Origin of the sequence: Cupriavidus metallidurans CH34 (assembly GCF_000196015.1) — a bacterium.
Classification (GTDB): domain Bacteria; phylum Pseudomonadota; class Gammaproteobacteria; order Burkholderiales; family Burkholderiaceae; genus Cupriavidus; species Cupriavidus metallidurans.
Genome location: NC_007973.1, coordinates 409,610 through 431,374, shown reverse-complemented (window position 1 = coordinate 431,374; position 21,765 = coordinate 409,610). Strand labels below are relative to the sequence as shown.

Annotated in this window: 20 protein-coding genes; 4 read left to right on the top strand and 16 right to left on the bottom strand. The window is 63.6% G+C overall.

Going from position 1 to position 21,765, the window contains the following annotated elements; all coding sequences use genetic code 11:
• Positions 1 to 87: 87 nt before the first annotated feature.
• Positions 88 to 918 (top strand): class II glutamine amidotransferase, encoded by an 831-nt coding sequence (locus RMET_RS02040; RefSeq protein ID WP_011515279.1) that lies wholly within the window; start codon positions 88 to 90, stop codon positions 916 to 918.
• 120 nt (positions 919 to 1,038) lie between these two features.
• Here the strand turns inward: RMET_RS02040 and RMET_RS02035 are convergent, their stop codons facing one another.
• From RMET_RS02035 to RMET_RS02010, 6 genes are all read right to left on the bottom strand, one after another.
• Positions 1,039 to 1,773 carry an amino acid ABC transporter ATP-binding protein gene (locus tag RMET_RS02035; protein ID WP_008645995.1) on the bottom strand — a complete coding sequence of 245 codons (735 nt, stop codon included), beginning with the start codon at positions 1,771 to 1,773 and terminating at the stop codon, positions 1,039 to 1,041.
• A complete protein-coding gene (gene gltK, locus RMET_RS02030) occupies positions 1,770 to 2,453 on the bottom strand; it encodes a glutamate/aspartate ABC transporter permease GltK (RefSeq protein ID WP_008645994.1) in 684 nt (227 codons plus the stop codon). The genes RMET_RS02035 and gltK overlap by 4 nt, the downstream gene beginning before the upstream one ends.
• An 11-nt stretch (positions 2,454 to 2,464) precedes the next feature.
• Complete coding sequence (locus tag RMET_RS02025) at positions 2,465 to 3,193, bottom strand: amino acid ABC transporter permease (RefSeq protein ID WP_011515278.1); 729 nt, start codon at positions 3,191 to 3,193, stop codon at positions 2,465 to 2,467.
• A 65-nt stretch (positions 3,194 to 3,258) separates the two neighbouring features.
• Positions 3,259 to 4,158 carry a glutamate/aspartate ABC transporter substrate-binding protein gene (locus RMET_RS02020; protein ID WP_011515277.1) on the bottom strand — a complete coding sequence of 300 codons (900 nt, stop codon included), beginning with the start codon at positions 4,156 to 4,158 and terminating at the stop codon, positions 3,259 to 3,261.
• Between the two features lie 303 nt (positions 4,159 to 4,461).
• Positions 4,462 to 5,769: a Glu/Leu/Phe/Val family dehydrogenase gene (locus RMET_RS02015; RefSeq protein WP_011515276.1), complete on the bottom strand. Its 1,308-nt coding sequence runs from the start codon at positions 5,767 to 5,769 to the stop codon at positions 4,462 to 4,464.
• 134 nt (positions 5,770 to 5,903) lie between these two features.
• Positions 5,904 to 6,848, bottom strand: a complete 945-nt coding sequence (locus RMET_RS02010) for a LysR family transcriptional regulator (protein WP_024569482.1) — start codon at positions 6,846 to 6,848, stop codon at positions 5,904 to 5,906.
• A gap of 177 nt (positions 6,849 to 7,025) precedes the next feature.
• Here RMET_RS02010 and RMET_RS02005 point away from each other — a divergent pair, with 177 nt between their 5' ends.
• The gene (locus RMET_RS02005) at positions 7,026 to 7,580 is read left to right on the top strand and encodes a cysteine dioxygenase family protein (RefSeq protein WP_011515273.1); all 555 of its coding nucleotides are present in this window, start codon (positions 7,026 to 7,028) and stop codon (positions 7,578 to 7,580) included.
• A 63-nt stretch (positions 7,581 to 7,643) separates the two neighbouring features.
• Entirely contained in the window at positions 7,644 to 8,102 is a 459-nt protein-coding gene (locus RMET_RS02000; RefSeq protein WP_011515272.1) for an Lrp/AsnC family transcriptional regulator, read from the top strand.
• Between the two features lie 67 nt (positions 8,103 to 8,169).
• On the opposite strand, the gene RMET_RS01995 is transcribed toward RMET_RS02000, so the two are convergent.
• The 4 genes from RMET_RS01995 to RMET_RS01980 form a co-directional block, all read right to left on the bottom strand.
• Positions 8,170 to 8,949, bottom strand: coding sequence for an ABC transporter permease (locus tag RMET_RS01995; protein WP_011515271.1), 780 nt, complete (start codon positions 8,947 to 8,949; stop codon positions 8,170 to 8,172).
• Positions 8,946 to 9,791 (bottom strand): ABC transporter ATP-binding protein, encoded by an 846-nt coding sequence (locus RMET_RS01990; protein ID WP_011515270.1) that lies wholly within the window; start codon positions 9,789 to 9,791, stop codon positions 8,946 to 8,948. The genes RMET_RS01995 and RMET_RS01990 overlap by 4 nt, the downstream gene beginning before the upstream one ends.
• Positions 9,788 to 10,846: an ABC transporter substrate-binding protein gene (locus RMET_RS01985; protein WP_011515269.1), complete on the bottom strand. Its 1,059-nt coding sequence runs from the start codon at positions 10,844 to 10,846 to the stop codon at positions 9,788 to 9,790. The genes RMET_RS01990 and RMET_RS01985 overlap by 4 nt, the downstream gene beginning before the upstream one ends.
• A gap of 182 nt (positions 10,847 to 11,028) precedes the next feature.
• The gene (locus RMET_RS01980) at positions 11,029 to 12,921 is read right to left on the bottom strand and encodes an ABCB family ABC transporter ATP-binding protein/permease (protein WP_011515268.1); all 1,893 of its coding nucleotides are present in this window, start codon (positions 12,919 to 12,921) and stop codon (positions 11,029 to 11,031) included.
• 87 nt (positions 12,922 to 13,008) lie between these two features.
• On the opposite strand from RMET_RS01980, the gene RMET_RS01975 reads away from it, so the two are divergent.
• A complete protein-coding gene (locus tag RMET_RS01975) occupies positions 13,009 to 13,413 on the top strand; it encodes an acyl-CoA thioesterase (protein WP_008645967.1) in 405 nt (134 codons plus the stop codon).
• 81 nt (positions 13,414 to 13,494) lie between these two features.
• On the opposite strand, the gene RMET_RS01970 is transcribed toward RMET_RS01975, so the two are convergent.
• From RMET_RS01970 to RMET_RS01945, 6 genes are all read right to left on the bottom strand, one after another.
• Positions 13,495 to 14,271, bottom strand: coding sequence for an enoyl-CoA hydratase (locus RMET_RS01970; RefSeq protein WP_011515266.1), 777 nt, complete (start codon positions 14,269 to 14,271; stop codon positions 13,495 to 13,497).
• A 34-nt stretch (positions 14,272 to 14,305) separates the two neighbouring features.
• The gene (locus RMET_RS01965; protein WP_008645964.1) at positions 14,306 to 15,262 is read right to left on the bottom strand and encodes a DegV family protein; all 957 of its coding nucleotides are present in this window, start codon (positions 15,260 to 15,262) and stop codon (positions 14,306 to 14,308) included.
• Positions 15,263 to 15,375: 113 nt separating this feature from the next.
• Complete coding sequence (locus RMET_RS01960; RefSeq protein ID WP_029308421.1) at positions 15,376 to 16,575, bottom strand: acetyl-CoA C-acyltransferase; 1,200 nt, start codon at positions 16,573 to 16,575, stop codon at positions 15,376 to 15,378.
• 21 nt (positions 16,576 to 16,596) lie between these two features.
• Positions 16,597 to 19,023, bottom strand: a complete 2,427-nt coding sequence (locus tag RMET_RS01955; protein WP_011515264.1) for a 3-hydroxyacyl-CoA dehydrogenase/enoyl-CoA hydratase family protein — start codon at positions 19,021 to 19,023, stop codon at positions 16,597 to 16,599.
• Positions 19,024 to 19,136: 113 nt separating this feature from the next.
• Positions 19,137 to 20,924, bottom strand: a complete 1,788-nt coding sequence (locus RMET_RS01950) for an acyl-CoA dehydrogenase C-terminal domain-containing protein (protein ID WP_011515263.1) — start codon at positions 20,922 to 20,924, stop codon at positions 19,137 to 19,139.
• A 90-nt stretch (positions 20,925 to 21,014) separates the two neighbouring features.
• Positions 21,015 to 21,605 (bottom strand): TetR/AcrR family transcriptional regulator, encoded by a 591-nt coding sequence (locus tag RMET_RS01945; protein WP_008645958.1) that lies wholly within the window; start codon positions 21,603 to 21,605, stop codon positions 21,015 to 21,017.
• Positions 21,606 to 21,765 lie beyond the last annotated feature (160 nt).

The window sequence follows — 21,765 nt, the reverse complement described above, 5'->3', positions numbered from 1 at the left end:
GCCGTGCTTGGCAGCGCCGGGCACGCGCAGGATAATGCCTGCATTCTATTGCAAAGCGGCAGCCCCCTGCCGCACGGTGCCTTCGCCATGTGCCAGCTTCTAGGCATGAATTGCGCCACGCCCACGGACGTGACGTTTTCCTTTACCGGCTTCGCCGCCCGCGGCGGTGTGACCGACCATCATTCCGATGGATTCGGCGTCGCATTCTTCGAGGACAAGGCCTGCCGGCTGTTCATCGACAACCAGTCGGCGGGTACCTCGCCGGTGGCCGACCTGATCAAGCGCTACCCGATCAAGTCGAAGAACGTGATCTCGCATATCCGCAAGGCCACGCAGGGCACTGTACTGCTCGAGAACTGCCATCCGTTCATGCGAGAACTCTGGGGACGGCACTGGATCTTTGCCCACAACGGCGACTTGCACGGCTTTGCGCCGTTCCTGTCCGGCGTCTACCAGCCGGTGGGAGACACCGACAGCGAGCTGGCGTTCTGCGCGCTGATGCAGGGCCTGCGCAAGCGCTTTCCCGGATCTCAGCCGCCGCTCAACGAACTCGGCCATGCGCTGGCCGACATCACGCGCGACATCACGCTGCATGGGGTGTTCAACTTCCTGCTCTGCAACGGGCAGGCGCTGTTCGCCCACTGCTCCACGCGCCTGTACTACATCGTGCGCCAGTGGCCATTCTCGAAGGCGCATCTGATCGATGCCGACCTGTCGATCGACTTCGCGCAGGTGACCACGCCCGATGACCGCGTGGCCGTGATCGCCACCGCGCCGCTGACGGACAACGAGACCTGGACCCAGTTCGCGCCGGGCGAGTTGATCATGTTCGAGGACGGTCGGCCCACCATGACGTGGAGCGTGCCCATCCCACCGGAAGTCCAGGCGAAGAACGCGGCAAATACGGCCTGCACCTGAGTCCGACCCTGAGCCCGCCACTGAGTCCGACCCTGAGTCCGACCCTGACCAAATGAAAATGCCCCTTCCGGCGTGGCGGGAAGGGGCACTCGGCGCTTGCGTCCGTCTGGTTGCCTGCGCTCAGTGGTGCAGGATCTTCGACAGGAACTGCTTGGCGCGGTCCGAGCGGGCGTCGATGTTGCCGAAGAACTCTTCCTTCGCGCAGTCTTCCACGATCTTGCCGGCATCCATGAAGATCACGCGGTTGGCCACCTTGCGCGCGAAGCCCATTTCGTGGGTCACGCACATCATGGTCATGCCTTCCTGCGCGAGCTGCACCATCACGTCCAGCACCTCGTTGACCATTTCCGGGTCGAGCGCCGAGGTCGGTTCGTCGAACAACATGCAGATCGGGTCCATCGACAGCGCGCGGGCAATCGCCACGCGCTGCTGCTGACCACCGGAAAGCTGGCCCGGGTACTTTTCCGCCTGGCTCTTCAGGCCCACGCGCTCCAGATACTTCAGGCCCTTTGCCATCGCCTCGTCCTTCGAGCGGCCCAGCACCTTCATCTGCGCGATGGTCAGGTTCTCGGTGATCGACAGGTGCGGGAACAGTTCGAAGTTCTGGAACACCATGCCCACGCGCGAACGCAGTTTGGGCAGGTTGGTCTTCGGATTGCCCACCGACGTGCCGTCGACGAGGATGTCGCCCTTCTGGAACGGCTCCAGCGCATTGACGGTCTTGATCAGCGTGGACTTGCCCGAACCGGACGGACCGCACACCACCACCACTTCACCCTTGGCAACCTTGGTGGTGCAGTCGGTCAGCACCTGGAAGGCGCCGTACCACTTGGAAACGTTATTGATTTCGATCATACAGCCACCTTTTTCTGGTAACGCTTGACCAGCAGCGAAGCGGAGAAACAAATGATGAAGTAGATGAGGCCGGCGAAAAGCAGCATCTCGACGATGCGGCCATCACGTTCGCCAATGCCGTACGCCTGGCCGAAGAAGTCCGCCAGCGCGCTCACGTAGACCAGCGACGTATCCTGGAACAGGATGATGCCCTGCGTCAGCAGCAGCGGCACCATGTTGCGGAACGCCTGCGGCAGGATCACCAGCCGCATGCTCTGGCCATAGGTCATGCCCATCGCCTGCGCGGCGAACATCTGCCCGCGCGACACGCTCTGGATACCGGCGCGGATGATCTCCGAGTAATACGCGGCCTCGAACAGCGAGAACGCGATCAGCGCCGAAGTCATGCGCAGGTCCGATGCCGCCGACAGGTTGAACGTCTTCTGCAGCAACTGCGGAATGATCAGGAAGAACCACAACAGCACCATCACCAGCGGGATGGAGCGGAAGAGGGTCACATACCCCTGCGCGAACCAGTTCAGCAGCTTGTTCGACGACAGGCGCATCATCGCCAGAATCGTGCCCCAGACGATGCCGACGATCACCGCGGTCACGGTGATCTTGGCCGACACGAGCATCCCTTCGCCCAGCACATGCAGCGTGGAGGGGTTGATCGAGCTGAAATCAAATTCGTATGCCATGTTCCAGCTCCTTACTTGCCACCGATGAAGCCGGGCACGCGGGTGCGACGTTCCACCCAGCGCATGATCAGCATCACGGTGAAGTTGATGAGCGCGTACAGCACCGTGACGGCGATGAACGACTCATACGGGCGCGCGGTGTAGTCCACCAGCTGGCGCCCCTGCGCGGCCAGTTCCAGCAGACCGATCGTCGACGCCACGGCCGAGTTCTTGAAGATATTCAGAAACTCGGAAGTCAGCGGCGGCACGATAACGCGGAATGCCATCGGCAGCAGCACGTAGCGATACGTCTGCGGCAGCGTGAAACCCATCGCCAGGCCGGCGTTCTTCTGGCCGCGCGGCAGCGAATTGATACCCGAGCGCACCTGTTCGCAAACCCGGGCGGCCGTGAAGGTGCCCAGACAGAGCATGGCGGCCAGGAACTGCTGGGTGAACGGATTCATCTGCTTGATCGCCTCGCCGCCGGGCAGCAGTTCGGGGCCGACGAAGTACCAGATGAAAAGCTGCACCAGCAGCGGAATGTTCCGGAAGATCTCGACGTAGGTGGCGGCGATCCCCGACAGCCACTTGTTCGGCACGGTGCGCAGCACGCCCAGCACCGATCCGATGGCGAGAGCGATGATCCACGAGGACAGGCCAAGCGCGATCGTCACCTTGAGACCGGAAATCATCCAGTCCAGGTAGGTCTCGTTCGCCGCCGCCTGCTCGAGGAAGACTCCCCAATGAAAAGCGTAATCCATGATGCGTCCTCAAAAAGAAACGGAAGGACTGCTCCTTCCGTTTCGCACTGCTCCAATCGTGGGGATCAGTCGAGTGCCTTGTCGTTCGGAGTCTTGAAGAGCGCCTTCATGTCGTCGGACAGCGGGAAGTCCAGGTTCAGGCCCTTCGGCGGCACCGGCTGCATGAACCACTTGGTGTACATCGTGTTGATCGAGCCATCCTTCATCAGGCCGGCGATCACCTGATCGGACACCTTCTTGAACGGTGCATCATCCTTGCGGATCATGCAACCATAGGCTTCGCGCGATTGCGGCTTGCCCACCACGATCCAGTCGTTCGGGTTCTTGGCCTTGGCGCGCTCGCCGTAGAGCAGCGCGTCGTCCATCATGAATGCCACGGCACGGCCCGATTCCAGCGTCAGGAACGACTGGCCATGATCCTTGGTGCTGATAATGTTCATGCCCAGCTTCTGGTCATCGTTCATCTTGCGCAGCAGGCGCTCGGACGTCGTGCCGGCGGTGGTCACCACGTTCTTGCCCTTCAGGTCGGCCCAATCCTTGATGCCGCCGTCCTTCTTCACCATGATGCGCGTGCCAATAATGAAGATGGTGTCGGTGAAGGAGACCTGCTTCTGGCGTTCCAGATTATTGGTCGTGGAGCCGCACTCGATGTCGATCGTGCCGTTCTGCAGCAGCGTGATGCGGTTCTGCGACGTGATCGGGATTTCCTTGACCTGCAGGTTCGGCAGCTTGAGCTGGTCCTTGATGGCTTCCACGATCTTCATATTGATATCGTAGGAATAGCCCACCTGACGCACGCCGCCCAGGTTGTAATTGAAAGGAATCGACGAATCGCGCACGCCCAGCGTGATGACACCCGTATCCTTGATCTTCTGCAGCGTGCCCGTGAGCTGCTCTGCGGCCTGCGCGTTACCGCACAGGACGCCTGCGGCGATCATCAGGCCAGCCAGCTTGGCTACATTCATAACATCTCCTTGACCATGAAGAGAAAGGCGGGACTGTATCAAATGTCCCACCGACGAAACAGTATTGCTTAGCTCGCCACCCAGCACAACGGGTATTCCCCTAATTGGGGCAAGTTAGAGCACAGATTCGCGGCGATGCGCCAAATCGAGACACAACTGCCCACATGGCCTCGCTCCCCCGCAAGCCCCGGAAATAAAAAAGCGGCGACTGGAACAAACCAGTCGCCGCGTTTCGGTGTCATCCAGGCAATGGGCAACCTTGCTGCGTCGCAGCACCAGCCGCCCACCGGGAACCCTGCCTCATCAGGGATACAGGCCGCGCATTTCGCGCGCCTGCAGAATACGCGTACAGGCAACGATAAACGCAGCCGTCCGCAACGTGACCTTGTTGTCCTGGGCAACCTGCCAGATTGCCCGGAAGGCCTCTTGCATGATCCGTACCAGGCGCTCGTTGATCTCCTCTTCGGTCCAGAAGAAGCTCGAGAAATCCTGCACCCATTCAAAGTAGGACACGGTCACGCCGCCGGCGTTGGCGATCACGTCCGGGCAAACCAGGATATTGCGCTCGCGAAGAATATCGTCGGCCTCGGGCGTGGTCGGGCCGTTGGCGCCCTCGATCACCAGCTTCGCCTTGATCTTCGGCGCATTGCTGGCGGTCAGTTGCCCTTCCAGCGCGGCCGGGATCAGGATGTCGCAATCGACTTCCCAGAACTGCTCGGTGGAGATGACCTCGGCGCGGTAGCCTTCGATCGTGCCGCTGTGCGACGCGTACTCCATCATCTTCGGCACGTCCAGACCGGCCGGGTCGAACAGCGTGGTGCGATGGTCCTGCACCGCCACCACCGTGGCGCCCGCCTCATGGAACAGCTTGGCTGCCACGGCACCCACGTTGCCGAAGCCCTGCACCGCCACGCGCGCGCCCTTGACGTCCATGCCCAGGTTGCGGGCCGCCTCGGAACCGACGACGAACACACCGCGGCCCGTGGCTTCATGACGACCCAGCGAACCGCCCAGCGAGATCGGCTTGCCGGTCACCACGCCGGTGGCCGTGCTGCCCGAGTTCATCGAGTAGGTATCCATCATCCAGGCCATGACCTGGGCGTTGGTGTTCACGTCCGGGGCGGGAATGTCCTTGCTCGGTCCGATGATGATGTTGATTTCGCTCGTGTACCGGCGGGTCAGGCGTTCCAGTTCGCCGTGCGACAGGGTGCGCGGATCAACGCGGATACCGCCCTTGGCGCCGCCGTACGGCACGTTCACGGCCGCATTCTTGACCGACATCCAGGCCGACAGCGCCATCACCTCGGACAACGTCACGTCCTGGTGGAAGCGGACGCCGCCCTTGCCCGGGCCGCGCGACAGGTTGTGCTGCACGCGATAGCCCTCGAAGTGGGCGATCGTGCCGTTGTCGAGTTCGATGGGTACGTCGACGATCATCGCGCGCTTCGGGCGCTTCAGGGTTTCCACCCAGCGTGCCAGCGAGCCCAGGTAGGGCGTGACACGGTCGACTTGCTGCAGGTAGATCCCCCACGGGCCGAGGTTGTCGGCGTTCAGGTACGAAGGCAGGGTATGACCATTGGAGACGTTTTGCGTCGGTGCTGCGGAAGACATCGTTGGGTCCCGAGTAAAGGTGACACGGAGCATATCGGCGGCCCCACTCCCGAATCCAATGCCGTTTGATTATCCGCCCATGCAGGGTTATGCAAGACACGCATAATCATTACCCCCTCCCCGAAATGGGTTTTTTACGAGGTCAGCGCCGCCCAGATCTTGTCCACGAGCTGGCGCTTGCGGCGCTGCTGGCTGCCGCGCCGCTCGTTGGCGTGTTCCGGCGGCCGTTCGCGATAGAGCCGGATTTCCATGTCGATCGACTGGGGCAAGCCCTTCGCGGCATCGGCGCGCACCAGCCGGCCGGCGGCAACGTCCTCGCGTACCGCGCTCTCGGGCAGGAAGGCCATGCCATGCCCGGCCAGCGCCATGACCTTGAGCGCCTCGGCCATATCAGTCTCGTAGCATTTGTCGAGCTTGAGCGTTTCCGGCGATTCGGCCAGCAGCATGTCCACCATGCGGCCAAGGAAGGCATTGGGCGTGTAGCTCAGGTACGGCACCGGCTTCTTGTCGGTGCCGGGCATCCGGAACAGCGGGCGGCCGGACGCATCGGGGACGCTATAGGGAGACAGGCGCTCGGTGCCGAGCACCAGCATGTCGTAGTGCGCCGGGTCGAGCTGGATGGCCTGGCGCGAGTGGTGATAGACCATGACGAGGTCGCACCCACCTTCGACGAGCATCAGCACCGCGTCGTGCACGTTCAGCGCCCGCAGCCGGCATGGCAGCGTGCCGACCTTGCGCTCGACCCCCTTGAGCCACTCCGGGAAAAACGTCAGCGACAGCGTGTGCGGCACCGCGAATTCCAGCACCTGCGCGTTGGCCGAGCGCTGGCCGCGCATTAGCGCCCGCGTCTCGCTGACCTGCGCCAGCATCGCCAGCGCCTGTTCATAGAACACCTTGCCGGCGGCAGTCAGGCTGGTGGGGTAACTCGAACGGTCGATCAGTTCGGTGCCGACCCACGCCTCGAGCGACTGGATCCGACGCGAGAATGCCGGCTGCGTGACATGCCGCAGTTCCGCCGAGCGAGAGAAGCTGTGCGTCTCGGCCAGGCTGACGAAGTCTTCAAGCCATTTGATTTCCATGGCGCGGATTATCACCCGGCGCCCGCCCGGACGCACGGCGCGCAAGATCATTCCCAAAAATGCGCAACCAGTAGAACAGGATTACAATTCCAATCCATTCCAGACTGAATTTTGCATCATTGTGCTCGGAGGGTCCTCCTATGATGGAAGCCATAACACCACCAAGAAGAGCTCGCCATGCAAACCTCCGCCCCTTGCGCCAGCTCCGGCGCCCCAGAACCGTCGCCACTGACGCCGTTCACCAGCGGAATCGAAGCCACCCTGGCCAAGAACGCCCGCATGGTCGCCGAACAGGTCGCCGCGAGCCTGCCCGATGCGGAAACGCTGCTGGCCAGCCTGCCGCCGGGCGCGCGGGAAGGCAGCCCGGACACCTACACCCGCCATCTGGTCCACGCCGACCCCTTCGAACGCTTTTCCGTGATGCTGCTGGTCTGGCGTCCTGGCCAGTTCAGCCCGGTGCACGGCCATCGCACGTGGTGCGCCTATCGCGTGCTGCGCGGCACCATGTACGAACGGCACTACCGCTGGGATCCGGAAAGCCGCACGGCGTCGCAGGTCGGCGCCGTGACGCGCGAAGCCGGCGATACGTTCAGCGTGCCGGCCGGCCTGCAACACATCCACGCCCTCGGCAATGCCAGCGACGACGTCACCGTCTCGCTGCACATCTACGGCGTGGAACAGAGCCGCATCTCCACCGGCGTCAACCTGCTGGTAGACACCGTCGTCAGCTGACACTCGCACCGCAAGGGCGGCGGGTGCCCGGCACCCCTTTCGCCCCCTTGATTGCGAGACCCCATGGACCGTTATGACCGCCAGATCCTCAGCATTTTGCAGGAGGACGCCACCGTGCCCGTCGCCGAGATCGGCGAACAGGTCGGCCTGACATCGACGCCCTGCTGGCGCCGAGTCCAAAAGCTGGAAGAGTCCGGCATCATCCGCAAGCGCGTGGCGCTGCTCGACCCCGCCAAGCTGAACGTCGGCGTGACCGTCTTCGTCTCGGTCCGCACCAACCAGCACAGCGAAAAATGGCTCAAGACCTTCCACGGGCTGGTGGCGTCGATCCCGGAAGTCACCGAGTTCTATCGCATGGCGGGCGATACCGACTACCTGCTGCGCGTGGTGGTGCCCGATATCGCCGCCTATGACGCCGTGTACAAGAAGCTGATCCAGGGCACCGAGCTTGCTGACGTCAGTTCCAGCTTCGCGATGGAGCAGATCAAGTACACGACGGCGCTGCCGCTGGATTACGCGTAGCGGGTCAGGCTTCAGAGAAGCCGGTCCGCTCTCCCCCGGAGCGGGAAAGCGGAGAAACACCGAAGCCTCACCCTCGATGCGCCCAGCCCGTCATCCGTTTCTCCAGCACCGAGAACAGCTCATACATGCCCATCGCCATGATGGCGATGACGACGAGACCGGCGAACGCCAGCGGCATCTTCATGGCCGATCCTGCGGACACGAGCAGATAGCCGATTCCTTCGTTGGCGGCGTTCATCTCCGACACCGTGGTGCCGACGAACGCAAGCGTGATCGCCACCTTCAGCGAGGCGAAGAAGAACGGCATCGCGCGGGGCAGGCCCACCTTCAGCAGCACGTCGCGACGCTTGGCGCCGAGCACGCGCAGTACGTCCTCGAGTTCGGGTTCGAGTGTCGCCAGCCCCGTCGCGATATTGACCATGATCGGGAAGAACGAGATCAGGAACGCGGTCAGGATCGCCGGCCCGGCGCCAAGCCCAAACCACACCACCAGGATCGGCACGAACGCCGCCTTCGGCAGCGCGTTGAAGGCCGTCATCAGCGGATAGGTCGCCGCGTACGCCAGTTTCGACGATCCCATCAGCATGCCGAGCACCACGCCCACCGCGATGGCCAGGCCGAAGCCGACCATCGTGGTCCAGAAGGTGCGCCACGCGTGAGCGGCGATCACATCGCCATACTCGGCCATCGAAGCGACAATCGAAGACGGGCTCGGCAAGATGAAGTCCGACACGTTGAACGCGAGACACGCCACCTGCCACAGCAACAGGAACGCACCCAGCAACAGCCACGGGGCCACGCGCTGCACGCGCTTTGCCTGAATCGAAGACATCGTGTTCATGATCATTGCTGCCTGACGTGGCCGATCTTCTCGCGCAACTCGTGCACGCGTTCGGCGAAGGGTTCGGAATAGGTGACATCGAGCGGACGCGGGCGCGGCAGGTCGATCTCCCGGCGCAGCAGGATGCGCCCCGGCCGCGCGCTCATGACGTACACGGTATCGGCCAGGAACACGGCCTCGCGCAGATCGTGCGTGACGAGGATCACGTTGAAGCGCTGCGCCTGCCAGAGGTCCCGCAGCACGCACCAGAGTTCCTCGCGCGTGAACGCGTCGAGCGCGCCGAACGGCTCATCCAGCAGCAGCATTCGCGGCTGATGGATCAGCGCCCGGCAAATCGATGCCCGCTGCTGCATGCCGCCCGAAAGCTGCCACGGATACTTGTCCTCGTAACCAGCAAGCCCGACCGTCTTCAGCAGATCGCGGGCACGCGCCACATACTCGTCGCGCTTCGCGCGCATGGTCGAGCGGTACGGCTCGACGATCTCGAGCGGCAGCATCACGTTGTCGAGCGTGGTGCGCCATGGCAGCAGCGTCGGCGCCTGGAAAGCCATGCCCACCTGCTTGAGCGGCCCGCTGACCTTCTCGCCGTTGATGCTGACCGCACCACGCGTGGCCTGCCGCAGGCCGGTAGCCAGTTTCATGAACGTCGACTTGCCGCATCCAGAGGGGCCGACGATGGCGATGAACTCGCCTTCGGCTGCCTGCAGCGAGATGTCCTCGACCGCGAACTCCCCGCGCCGCGCCAGATCGTCGTCGTAGGCCAGCCAGACGCGATTGAAATCGACGAACGGCCGGGTTGCGTTGGAGGCTCCGCCAGTGGCGGGGTGAAGCGCTTGCCGGGCCATCATCGCAGGACATCCAGTTCGGCTGCCGACGGCAGGTAGGCATCGGTCCACAGCGCATCGGGATTGATGCGCCCCTTCGTGGCGAAGGCGTCGGCCACCTGGGATGCCATCAGCGACAGTCGCGGCTTGTTGACGCGCCCGAAACCCTCCGCCTTCGCGTCGGGCGACTTGACCACCGCGTCGAGCGCCATCTTCAGCCGGCGAACTTCAAGCTTCTCGTCGATGATCCCGTCGCGCGCCTTCACGGCCTTGATCCCCTCTTCCGGGTTCGCGATCACGTCCTTCGCCGATTTCGCGAACGCCCGCAGGAAGGCCTTGACCGCTTCAGGGTGGGCCTTCAGAAACTGCTCCGACGCAATGATCGCGTTGCCATACAGCTTCACGCCGTACTGCGGATAGGGGAGCACGACGATGTCCTCATCCTTCACGCCGCGCGCATTGAGATTCAGGATCGACGTGAACGAGAAGCCGGTGATCGCATCGAGATCGCCACGCGTCAGCATGGTCTCGCGCAGCGTCGGGTCCATCGCCTGCCAGTTGAACGACGCCGCCTGCAGGCCGTTGGCCTTGGCGAAGATCGGGAACGCGCGGCGGCCGGCATCGAATACCGGGGCGCCGAGCTTCTTGCCGGTCAGGTCCTTCGGCGCGCGAATGCCGGACTTCTTCAGCGCCAGCACGGCGGCCGGCGTGTTGTTGTAGACCATCATCACGGCCACCGGCTTGTTCTTCGCGTCCGGGTTGTTGCCGTAGAACTCCATTACCGATGCCAGATCGGCAAAACCCATGTCGTACGTGCCGGAGGCCACGCGATTGACCACGTTGCCCGATCCATTGCCGGCGTCGATCGACACGTCGAGCTTCTCGGCCTTGTAGTAGCCCTTCTGCTCGCCAAGCAGGAACAGCGCGGATGGCCCTTCAAAGCGCCAGTCGAGCTGAAAGCGGATCTTCGTCGCGGTCTGCGCCTGCGCGGTGCCCGCGCAGAGTGTCGACAGCACCATGGTGGTGCCCATGGCGGTGCACAGCTTCAGCAGATGACGGCGCAGAGGGGATTGCGGCATGGACCTTCTCCAGTAGTTGATCTCTCTGGAGAGGGCTTTTCGCAAGTGGCGTGCCAGCTTTTCAGGCGTCTCTCATGCACCGGGGCAAGGCGTGCCGGTGGCGCAATGACGAACCAGGATTGTGCGCGGACAGTTCTCAGCCGCGGTTGCTGGCATCGATTGTCGACAATCGATGCCTTGCGCTATGCATCCTGCGTGGCGTCGCCCACATCGATCGCCAGCGCGTCGGCATCGGGCGAGCCCTCCGCCGCGTTGCGCGCCTGGATCTGCCACATCTCGGCGTAGTGGCCATTGGCCCGCATCAGCTCGGCATGGGTGCCGCGCTCGATGATGCGTCCACGGTCCATCACAAGAATCTGGTCGGCGTGCACCACGGTCGATAGCCGGTGCGCGATCAGCAGCGTGGTGCGATTCTGCGCCAGCCGCATCAGTTCCGACTGGATCGCCTGTTCGGTGCGAGAGTCGAGCGCCGACGTGGCTTCGTCGAATACCAGGATCGGTGGGTTCTTCAGCAGCGTGCGCGCGATGGCCACCCGTTGCTTCTCGCCGCCGGACAGCTTCAGGCCCCGCTCGCCCACCGGCGTGTCGTAGCCCTGCGGCAATTCGCTGATAAAGGTGTCGATCTGCGCGGCGCGCGCTGCCTCGATGACTTCCTCGCGCGTGGCCTCCGGGCGGCCATAGGCGATGTTGTAGTAGATGCTGTCGTTAAACAGCACGGTGTCCTGCGGCACGATGCCGATCGACGCGCGCAGGCTGACCTGCCGCACCTTGCGGATGTCCTGCCCATCGACCTCGATGCTGCCCCGCGTGACGTCGTAGAAGCGGAACAGCAGCCGCGCGAGCGTGGACTTGCCCGAGCCGCTGTGGCCAACCACGGCCGTTGTCGTCCCCGCCGCGATCGTGAAATCGACGTCGTCGAGAATCACGCGGTTCTTCTCGTAGCCAAAGCCGACATGGCGGAAGCGCACCTCGGCGCCGTTGACGGCGAGCACCGGCGCGCCGGGCGTGTCGGCCACCTCCTGTTGCGTGCCGAGCAGCACGAACATGCGGTCCATATCGGTGGTGGCCTGCTTGATCTCGCGATAGATCACGCCCAGGAAGTTGAGCGGGATATAGAGCTGGATCATCAGCGTGTTGACCAGCACGAGGTCACCAAGCGTGAGCTTGCCGGCGGCAACGCCCACCGTGGCACGCCACAGGATCAGGATCAGGCCCAGGGCGATGATCGCCTGCTGGCCGAAATTCAGGAACGACAGCGAGTTCTGCGAGCGGATCGCCGCCGTGCGATAGGTACGCAGGTTCTCGTCGTAGCGGCGTGCCTCGTACTCCTCGTTCCCGAAATATTTCACGGTCTCGAAGTTCAGCAGCGAGTCGATTGCCTTCTGGTTGGCGCGCGAGTCGAGCTCGTTCATCTTGCGCCGGAAATGCGTGCGCCATTCGGTCACGACGATCGTGAACACGATGTAGCCAGCCAGCGCGCAGATCGTGATCGCGGCGAACCAGATGTCGTAGCGCACAACGAAGAAGCCGATCACTAGCGACATCTCGACCAGCGTGGGCAGGATGCTGTACAACGAGTACGAGATCAGTGACTGGATGCCGCGCGTCCCGCGCTCGATGTCCCGGCTCATCCCCCCGGTCTGCCGATCCAGATGGAAGCGCAGCGACAGCGCGTGCAAATGGCGGAACACCTGCAGCGCGATCTCTCGCACCGCGCTCTGCGTGACCTTCGAGAAGAGGATTTCACGCAACTCGGTGAACAGCGTGCTCGATAGGCGCAACAGGCCGTAGCCAACAATCAATCCCACTGGCACGGCCAGCAACGCCGCCGGATCGCCAGGCGCGATGTTCATGCTGTCGACCAGCTTCTTCATCAGCACCGGCACGCCCAGGTTGGCCACCTTGGCGGCGACCAGGCAGGTAAGCGCCAGCATCACGCGCCACTTGTAGTGCCAGACGTAGGGGAGCAGGTTGCGAACGGTCTGCCAGTCACTGCGGCGCGCGCCGCCGCCCTGGAACAGCGAATTTGCCGGCTCGGCGGGGGCGGGCTCGGCGGTCGTGGAATAGCGGCGCATACGTTAGAATTCGGGCCAATGCCGCGATTGTCGCAGAGATCCGACAACCCGGCTGGCCTCCGCTTCATCCGCCCCGAAAGACCCGCCATGACCACTTCCAGCTTTGTTCCCGAACTCCCCTCCGGCAAGAATCCCGCGCTGCGCGTGGTGCCGATGCCGGCCGACGCCAACGTACACGGCGATGTGTTCGGCGGGTGGATCATGTCGCAGGTGGACATGGCCGGATCGATCCCCGCCGTGGAGCGCGCCCAAGGCCGCGTGGCCACCGTGGCGGTGAATTCGTTCCTGTTCAAGAATCCGGTGTTCGTCGGCGATCTGGTCAGCTTCTATGCCGACATCGTCAAGACGGGCCGCACGTCGATCACGGTCTCCGTGGAGGTCTACGCGCAACGGATGCGCCACGCCAACGAGATCGTGAAAGTGACGGAGGCCACGCTGACGTACGTGGCCACCGACGAGAGCCGGCAACCAAGGGTGTTGCCGGCGGCTTGATCGCAGGGAGTTCTCTCCTCTCCGCAGCCCCTCTCCCATCGCATGGGAGAGGGGCGCAAACAAGCTACAGCTTGCTTCGCCTTAGCTGAACTTCGAGAAATCCGGCTTGCGCTTCTCGAAGAATGCCGTAAAGGCCTCCTTCGCTTCCGGCGCGACCAGCATGCGGCGGAACACCTCGCCCTCCTCAAGCATCTTCTTTTCCACGGCCGCCGCGTCATCGCCCTTCATCAGGCGCTTGGTTTCGCGCAGCGACGACGCGGGCAGCACCGCCAGCTTGGCCGCCTGCTGACGCACATAACCCTGCAGTTCCGCCACCGACAGTACCTTCGTCACCAGACCGATTTCGAAGGCTTCCTGGGCGCTGAATGCCTCGCCAAGAAGCAGCTTTTCGGCGGCGCGCTGATAGCCGACCATGCGCGGCAACAGCAGGCTCGACGCCGCCTCCGGGCAGAGGCCGAGTTGGGCGAACGGCAGCGCCAGCTTTGCCGTCTCGGATGCGTAGACGAGATCGCAATGCAGCAGCAGCGTGGTGCCGATGCCAACGGCTGCGCCGCTGACCGATGCCACGATGGGCTTGGTCGCCCGGCTGATTGCCTGGAGGAACTGGAACACCGGTGCCGGCGCGCCATCGGCGCCGTTGGTCGGCGGGCGCTTCAGGAAGTCCTCGATGTCGTTGCCCGCCGTGAAGACTTCCGGCTTGCCTTCGATCACGATGACGCGAACCGCGGCGTCGGTCTCGGCGGCGCGCAGCGCGTCGGCCATGGTCTGGTACATCGCCGCGGTGATCGCGTTCTTCTTGTCGATGCGATCGAAGCCAATGGTCAGTACGCCCTGGTCGATGCTGGTTGCAATGCTCATTTCTACCTCGTCTCCGTTTTGAGAAGGAAGCCGATCACACGAACGGTGGCGGCGCTTCGGAAAGATAACTCAAGCCGAACGCGCCCGCTCCCACGTTCAGCGCGACGGTCAGGCTCATCGGCGCCAGCATCAGCTCCACGTTGCGCGATGCGGCGATGTGCTTCAAGGATTGCCAGGCCGGCAGCGATTCCACCTCATCGATATCGCCCGCATAGCACGCGGCCACGGCCGGCGTCAGCAGGCTGTCGGCGCGAATGCAGGCTTCGACGTGGGAGAGCAGCCGGCGAACGCCCTCTTCGTTGCCACGCGCCTTGGCAATGGCCTGGGTGACGCCCCGGTGCATATGGATTACCGGGCGGATGTTGAACGCGCTGCCAAGCATGTAGCGGCTCCACGTGATGCTGTTCTCGCCCTTGAGCTTGGCACGCGTGTACATGTAGAGCAGTTCGTCGGGAATCAGGAACATGTGGGCCGCATCGCGCAGGCGGTTCTCGACCGCGTCGACCACGGATGCCGCACTGGCGCCGTCGGCGAGCATTCGCGCAGCCTCGCGCACGATCAGCGCCTGGCCCGGGCCAATGGCACCGGTGTCGATCACGGTCAGGTCGAACAGCCCGCTGCGGCCGGCATCCTTGCGCAGCTTGAAACTGCGCGCGACAGTACCGACCACCGCGCCGGTGGCATTCGAATACAGCTTGCTACGGCTGCTGGCGATGGTCAGCAAAATGGCCCGGTCACAACCGGCCACCACGTTCTTGAGCAAATGGTCTTCCAGCTCGCGTTCGAGCAGCGGGATCGATTCCGCGTAGTGGTCCTGCTTGCCGACCAGATACTTCTGGTACAGGTTTGGAAGCTCGGCTTCGTCGCGGGTGTCGACCACGAAGCGGTCGCCGGCCCGGATGCGGAATGGAATCGTGCGGACGCCTAGCGCGTCCATCATCGCGCGCGGCATGTCACACGCCGCGTCGGCCAGAATGGCGGTCTCCTGCATATTGTTGTTCTCCCCTCGGTTTCAGTGTGTTGGCATCTCCGTGTCCATGCATTTCCTCACCTGATCGAAGGTCGGGACAGCCCACCCGTCGGGCTGTCCCTGGCGCGCTTTATTTATACGCGCTCGAAGATTCCGGCTGCGCCCATGCCCGTGCCCACGCACATGGTCACCATGCCGTACTTCATGTTGTGGCGACGCAGTGCGTGCACCACAGTGGCCGAACGGATCGCTCCGGTCGCACCGAGCGGGTGGCCCAGCGCGATGGCGCCGCCCATCCGGTTGACCTTGGCCGGATCAAGTTCCAGGTCACGCATCACCGCCAGCGATTGCGCGGCAAACGCTTCGTTCAGCTCGATCCAGTCGATCTGGTCCTGCGTCAGGCCAGCGGCCTTCAGCGCAGCCGGAATCGCTGCCTTCGGACCGATCCCCATGATCTCCGGCGGCACGCCACGCACCGCGAACGATACGAAACGGGCCCGCGGCACCAGGTTGAACTGCTTGAGGATCTTCTCCGAAACCAGGATCAGCGCGCCGGCGCCATCGGACGTCTGCGAGCTATTGCCGGCCGTCACGCTGCCCTTGTTGGCGAACACCGCGCGCAGCTTGCCAAGCCCTTCCACCGACGTATCGGGACGCGGTCCCTCGTCCAGCGAAATAGTACGCGTCTTGACGTTGATCTGACCAGACGCGAGATCCGGGAACCGCTCAACTACCTCAATCGGGGTAATTTCGTCCTTGAATTCGCCAGCCTGCTGCGCGGCGATGGCCTTCTGGTGCGATGCCAGCGAGAACGCATCCTGGTCCTCGCGGCTGACCTTCCACTGCGTGGCCACCTTCTCGGCCGTCAGACCCATGCCGTAGGCAATGCCGATATTCTCGTCGCGTTCGAAGATCGACGGCGACATCGACGGCGAGTTGCCCATCATCGGCACCATGCTCATCGACTCCACGCCGGCGGCGATCATTACATCCGATTCGCCCACGCGGATACGGTCCGCAGCCATTGCCACGGCCGACAGGCCCGACGCGCAGAAGCGGTTCACGGTGATGCCGCCCACGGTGTTGGGCAGGCCTGCCAGCAGCGCGCCGATACGCGCCACGTTCAGGCCCTGCTGCGCTTCGGGAATCGCGCAGCCGACGATGGCGTCCTCGATCAGCGCGGGGTCCAGGCTCGGCACCTGGGCCACGGCCGCTTGCAGGATCGTCGCCAGCAGGTCATCGGGACGGGTGTTCTTGAAAGCGCCCTTCGGGGCCTTGCCGATCGGCGAACGGGTAGCCGCGACAATGTATGCGTCTTGCAGTTGTTTCATGATGTCGGTTCCTCGTTGGCCTGATTAGTTGCGCACCGGCTTGCCCGTCTGCAGCATTCCCATGATCCGCTCCTGGGTCTTGCCGTTGCCCAGCAGGTCGATGAATGCGCGACGCTCCAGCGCCAGCAGCCAGTCTTCGCTGACCAGCGAGCCGGCCTCCACATCGCCGCCGCAAACCACTTCCGCGATGCGCGAGGCAATCAGGAAGTCGTGCGCCGAGATGAAGTTGCCGTCGCGCATGTTGACCAGCGATGCCTTGATCGTGGCGATGCCCGAGCGGCCAGCCACCGGAATCAGCTGGCCGGGCAGCGGTGCGCGATAGCCGGCGTTGGCCAGCGCGCGCACTTCGTTCTGCGCCACGTACAGCAGTTCATGGACGTTATAGACGATCGTGTCGGTCGGCTGGACGTAGCCGATCTTCTGCGCGTCGAGCGCCGACGACGACACCTTGGCCATCGCCGCTGCCTGGAAGCGATTGGTGATGAAGTTCAGGTAGTTCGTGCTGCCCGCTGCCTGCGCGGCCTTGGCTGCTGCGATCGCGGCTTCCTTGAGGCCACCGCCGGCCGGCACCAGACCCACGCCCACCTCGACGAGACCGACATAGCTTTCCAGCGCCACCACCCGCTTCGCGGAATGCAGCATCAGTTCGCAGCCACCGCCGAGCGCGATGCCCGACACGGCCGGCACCACCGGCACCGCCGCGTACTTCACGCGCATCATCGTGTCCTGGAACTTCTTGACGAACGGCTCGATGCCCTTGGCACCGCCCATCATGAAGGCCGGCATCGCGGCTTCCAGGTTGGCGCCCGCCGAGAATGGACCACCCGGCGCGCCCAGTTGCAGCGACGTCGGTTGCCACACCACCAGACCCTTGTAGCTGGCTTCGGCCAGTTCCACGGCGCGCACGATGGTATCGAGCACATCTGGGCCAACCGTGTTCATCTTGCTCTTGAACGAGATCACGAGCACATCGTCGGCACCATCAGTGGTCCAGATGCGCGCGCCATCGTTCTCCTCGATCGTTTTGCCGGCACGGCGCGGATCGGGCGAGTCGGTACCCTTCAGCGCGGCACGGAACACCTGGCGCTGGTACACCGGCAATTCGGCACGCTTGACGAATGCACTGGCCGCCGGCGACCACGAACCCTGCGCGCCATGCACGCCACCGTTCTCGGCCACGGCGCCGTTCAGCACCCATGCCGGCAGCGGAGCGTTCGAGAGCGCCTTGCCTGCCTCGACATCTTCCTTGACCCACTCGGCCACCTGCTTCCAGCCAGCGGCCTGCCAATCTTCGAACGGACCCGAGTTCCAGCCGAAGCCCCAGCGAATGGCCAGGTCGATATCGGCCGCCGAGCCAGCGATCTGTTCCAGATAGACGGCGATGTAGTGGAACACGTCACGGAACACGCCCCACAGGAACTGGGCCTGCGGATTGGTCGATTCACGCAGCAGCTTGATACGTTCGGCCGGTTCCTTCTTCAGGATGCGCACGACGATCTCGTCGGCCTTCTTGCCGGACTCGACGTACTGGCCAGACTTGGCGTCCAGCACCTTGATCGCCTTGCCTTCCTTCTTGTAGAAACCGGCGCCGGTCTTCTGGCCCAGCGCGCCGGCATCCACCAGCCCCTTCAGCACGGCCGGCGTCTTGTACACCGGCGCGAACGGGTCATCGGTCAGGTTGTCCTGCATCGTCTTGATGACGTGCGCCATCGTGTCCAGGCCTACCACGTCGGCGGTGCGGAACGTGGCCGACTTGGCGCGGCCCAGCTTGGTACCGGTCAGGTCGTCGACGATATCGAACGGAATGCCGAACTTCTCGGCTTCGGCGAACACGGCCAGGATCGAGAAGATGCCGACACGGTTGGCGATGAAGTTCGACGTGTCCTTGGCGCGCACGACACCCTTGCCCAGCGACGTGGTCAGGAACGATTCCAGACGGTCGAGAATCTCCGGCTTGGTCGTCGCGGTCGGGATCAGCTCCACCAGGTGCATGTAGCGCGGCGGATTGAAGAAGTGCACACCGCAGAAGCGCGACTTCAGGTCGGCATCGAAGCCATCGGACAGCGCCGTGATCGACAGGCCAGACGTGTTCGTGGCGAAGATTGCGTTCGGCGCGAGATGCGGCGACACCTTCTTGTAGAGGTCATGCTTCCAGTCCATGCGCTCGGCGATCGCCTCGATCACCACGTCGCACTCCTTGAGCAGGGCGATGTCGTCCTCGTAGTTGGCGGCGCGAATCAGGCCGGCCTCTTCCTTGATGCCGAGCGGCGCGGGCGAGAGCTTCTTCAGGTTCTCGATCGCGCGATCGGCGATACCGTTCTTCGGGCCTTCCTTGGCCGGCAGGTCGAACAGGATCACGGGAACGCGGGCGTTGATCAGATGGGCGGCAATCTGCGCCCCCATGACGCCGGCACCGAGCACAGCGACCTTCTTGACGATGAAATTGGACATGCGCGCTCCTTGGCTAGTGAGCGTTTGAGGAGAGATGAATATGCTGCGGGTGGATTCTCCCCTTCTCCCGTATCAGGGGAGAAGGGAGACAACCCTCAGGGGAGCAACCCCAATCAGAACAGATCTGCGTCCAGCGCCATCAGCGTGGATGCGCCAGCGCGAGCCTTGCGAATCTCGCCCGCGGTTTCCGGCAGCAGCTTGGCGAAGTAGAAGCGCGCCGTGGCCAGCTTGGTCGTGTAGAACTTGTCGCCGCTATCCTGCTTGTCCAGGGCGATCTTGGCCATGCGGGCCCAGAAGTACGAGAACACGAGGTGTCCCACCACGCGCAAGTACGGCACGGCGGCAGCACCCACTTCGTCGGCATTGCCCATCGCCTTCATGCCGATCTCCATCGTCAGCTTCTGCACCTTGTCGCCGATGTCGGCCAGCGGGTTGACGAACTCCTGCATCGCCTCGCTCGTGCCTTCTTCCTCGACAAACGTCTGCACGATCTTGCCGAAGGCCTTCAGCTTGGCGCCCATGTCGCCCAGCACCTTGCGGCCCAGCAGGTCCAGCGACTGAACCGTGTTGGTGCCTTCGTAGATCATGTTGATACGCGCGTCGCGCACGTATTGCTCCATGCCCCACTCGGAGATGTAGCCGTGGCCGCCGAACACCTGCATGCCCTCGTTGGTCGAGGTGAAGGCGTTGTCGGTCAGGAAGGCCTTGATGACCGGGGTCAGCAGCGCCACGAGGTCGCCGGCTTCCTTGCGCACGCTTTCGTCGGGGTGCGACAGTTCACGGTCGATCTGCAGCGCGGTCCAGTAGGCGAACGCGCGGCCACCTTCGGCGTAGGCCTTTTGCGTCAGCAACATGCGACGCACGTCCGGGTGCACGATGATCGGGTCGGCGGGCTTGTCCGGTGCCTTCGGGCCAGTCAGCGAGCGCATCTGCAGACGGTCCTTCGCGTAGGCCAGCGAGTTCTGATAGGCCACCTCGGTCAAGCCCAGACCCTGGGCGCCAACGCCGAGGCGCGCGGCGTTCATCATCACGAACATCGCGTTCAGGCCCTTGTTGGGCTCGCCCACCATCCAGCCGCGCGCGCCGTCGAGGTTCATCACGCAGGTGGCGTTGCCGTGAATGCCCATCTTGTGTTCGATCGAGCCGCACTTGATGCCGTTGCGCTCGCCCGGGTTGCCGTTGGCGTCGGGGATGAACTTCGGCACGACGAACAGCGAAATGCCCTTGGTACCGCCAGGTGCGTCCGGCAGGCGTGCCAGCACGAGGTGGATGATGTTCTCGGCCATGTCATGCTCGCCGGCCGAGATAAAGATCTTGGTGCCGGTGATCGAGTACGAGCCATCGGCCTGCGGTTCGGCCTTGCTGCGCAGGATGCCGAGATCGGTGCCGCAGTGCGGCTCGGTCAGGCACATCGTGCCCGTCCAGACACCCGACACCAGCTTCGGCAGATACGTCTGCTTCAGTTCCGGCGTGCCGTGCGCGTGCAGCGCTTCATAGGCACCGTGCGACAGGCCCGGATACATCGTCCATGCCTGGCCGGCCGAGTTCAGCATCTCGTACAGCGCGTTGTTGATCATGATCGGCAAACCCTGGCCGCCAAACTCCGGATCGCACGCCAGTGCGGGCCAGCCGGCTTCCACGAACTGCTGATAGGCCTCCTTGAAGCCCTTGGGCGCGCGCACCACGCCGTCGCCGACGTAGGTGCAGCCTTCACGGTCACCAGGCTGGTTCAGCGGGAAGACCACGTCGGAGCAGAACTTGCCGGCTTCCTCAAGCACCTGGTTGATGGTGTCCACGTCGATGTCCGCGTGCTGCGGCATCGCCTTGAGTTCGGCTTCGGCGCCGAGCAGTTCATGGAGCACGAACTGCATGTCGCGCAACGGTGCGGTGTACTGGCCCATCAAAGACTCCTTGGAGGTTTGCTAGTGCCACCACACGCGCGAGCCGCGCACCCTGAAGTGGGATTGCGCGAGCGCTGCCCGTGGGGCGGCTCAGGTTCGGTAAGACTGAATCAGTTTGTTGAGCGCAACCATGGCAAGCTCGGCGCTGTCCGGCAGGCGAAGGAAACGGGCGTCGTGATGCAAGCCTAGTTCAAGACTGTACATTTCGAACAGCATCAGGCGCGGATCGCAATCCGCGCGCAGGTGCCCCTCTTCCTTGGCCTGATCGATCGCACGCATCAGCGCGGCACGCCAGATCGTGACGCTCTTGACGAGCTCGTCACGCACCGGGCTTTCCGCGCGATCGTCGTACTCGACCGCACCGCTGATGTAGATGCACCCCGTGGTCACTTCCTGGATGCGCTTTTCCATCCAGCGTCGCACCATCGACCACAGGCGAGGCAACCCACGCGGCTCTTGCAGCGAGGGGTAGAACACCTCCTGCTCGAACCGCCGGTGATACTCGCGCACCACTTCAACCTGCAGGTCCTCGCGCGAACCGAAATGCGCGAAGACGCCGCTCTTGCTCATCTGCATACGTTCCGCGAGCAGGCCGATGGTCAGCCCTTCGAGCCCGTCGCGAGACGACAGTTCCAGTGCCGCATCGAGAATCGCCACGCGCGTCATCTCGCCCTTGCGCAAGGGCGCGGGCGCGGCGGCGGATTCAAGGCGAACTGACTGGTGGCGCATGTTTTTTCTCCGTTCTTTGCAGTGCTCTCAGGAGCACTGTTCTTGACCTGACGTTGCGGTCGGCAGGCACTTCGGTCGCTGATTTTCAATAGGGGCGGCCGCGAATGCACGA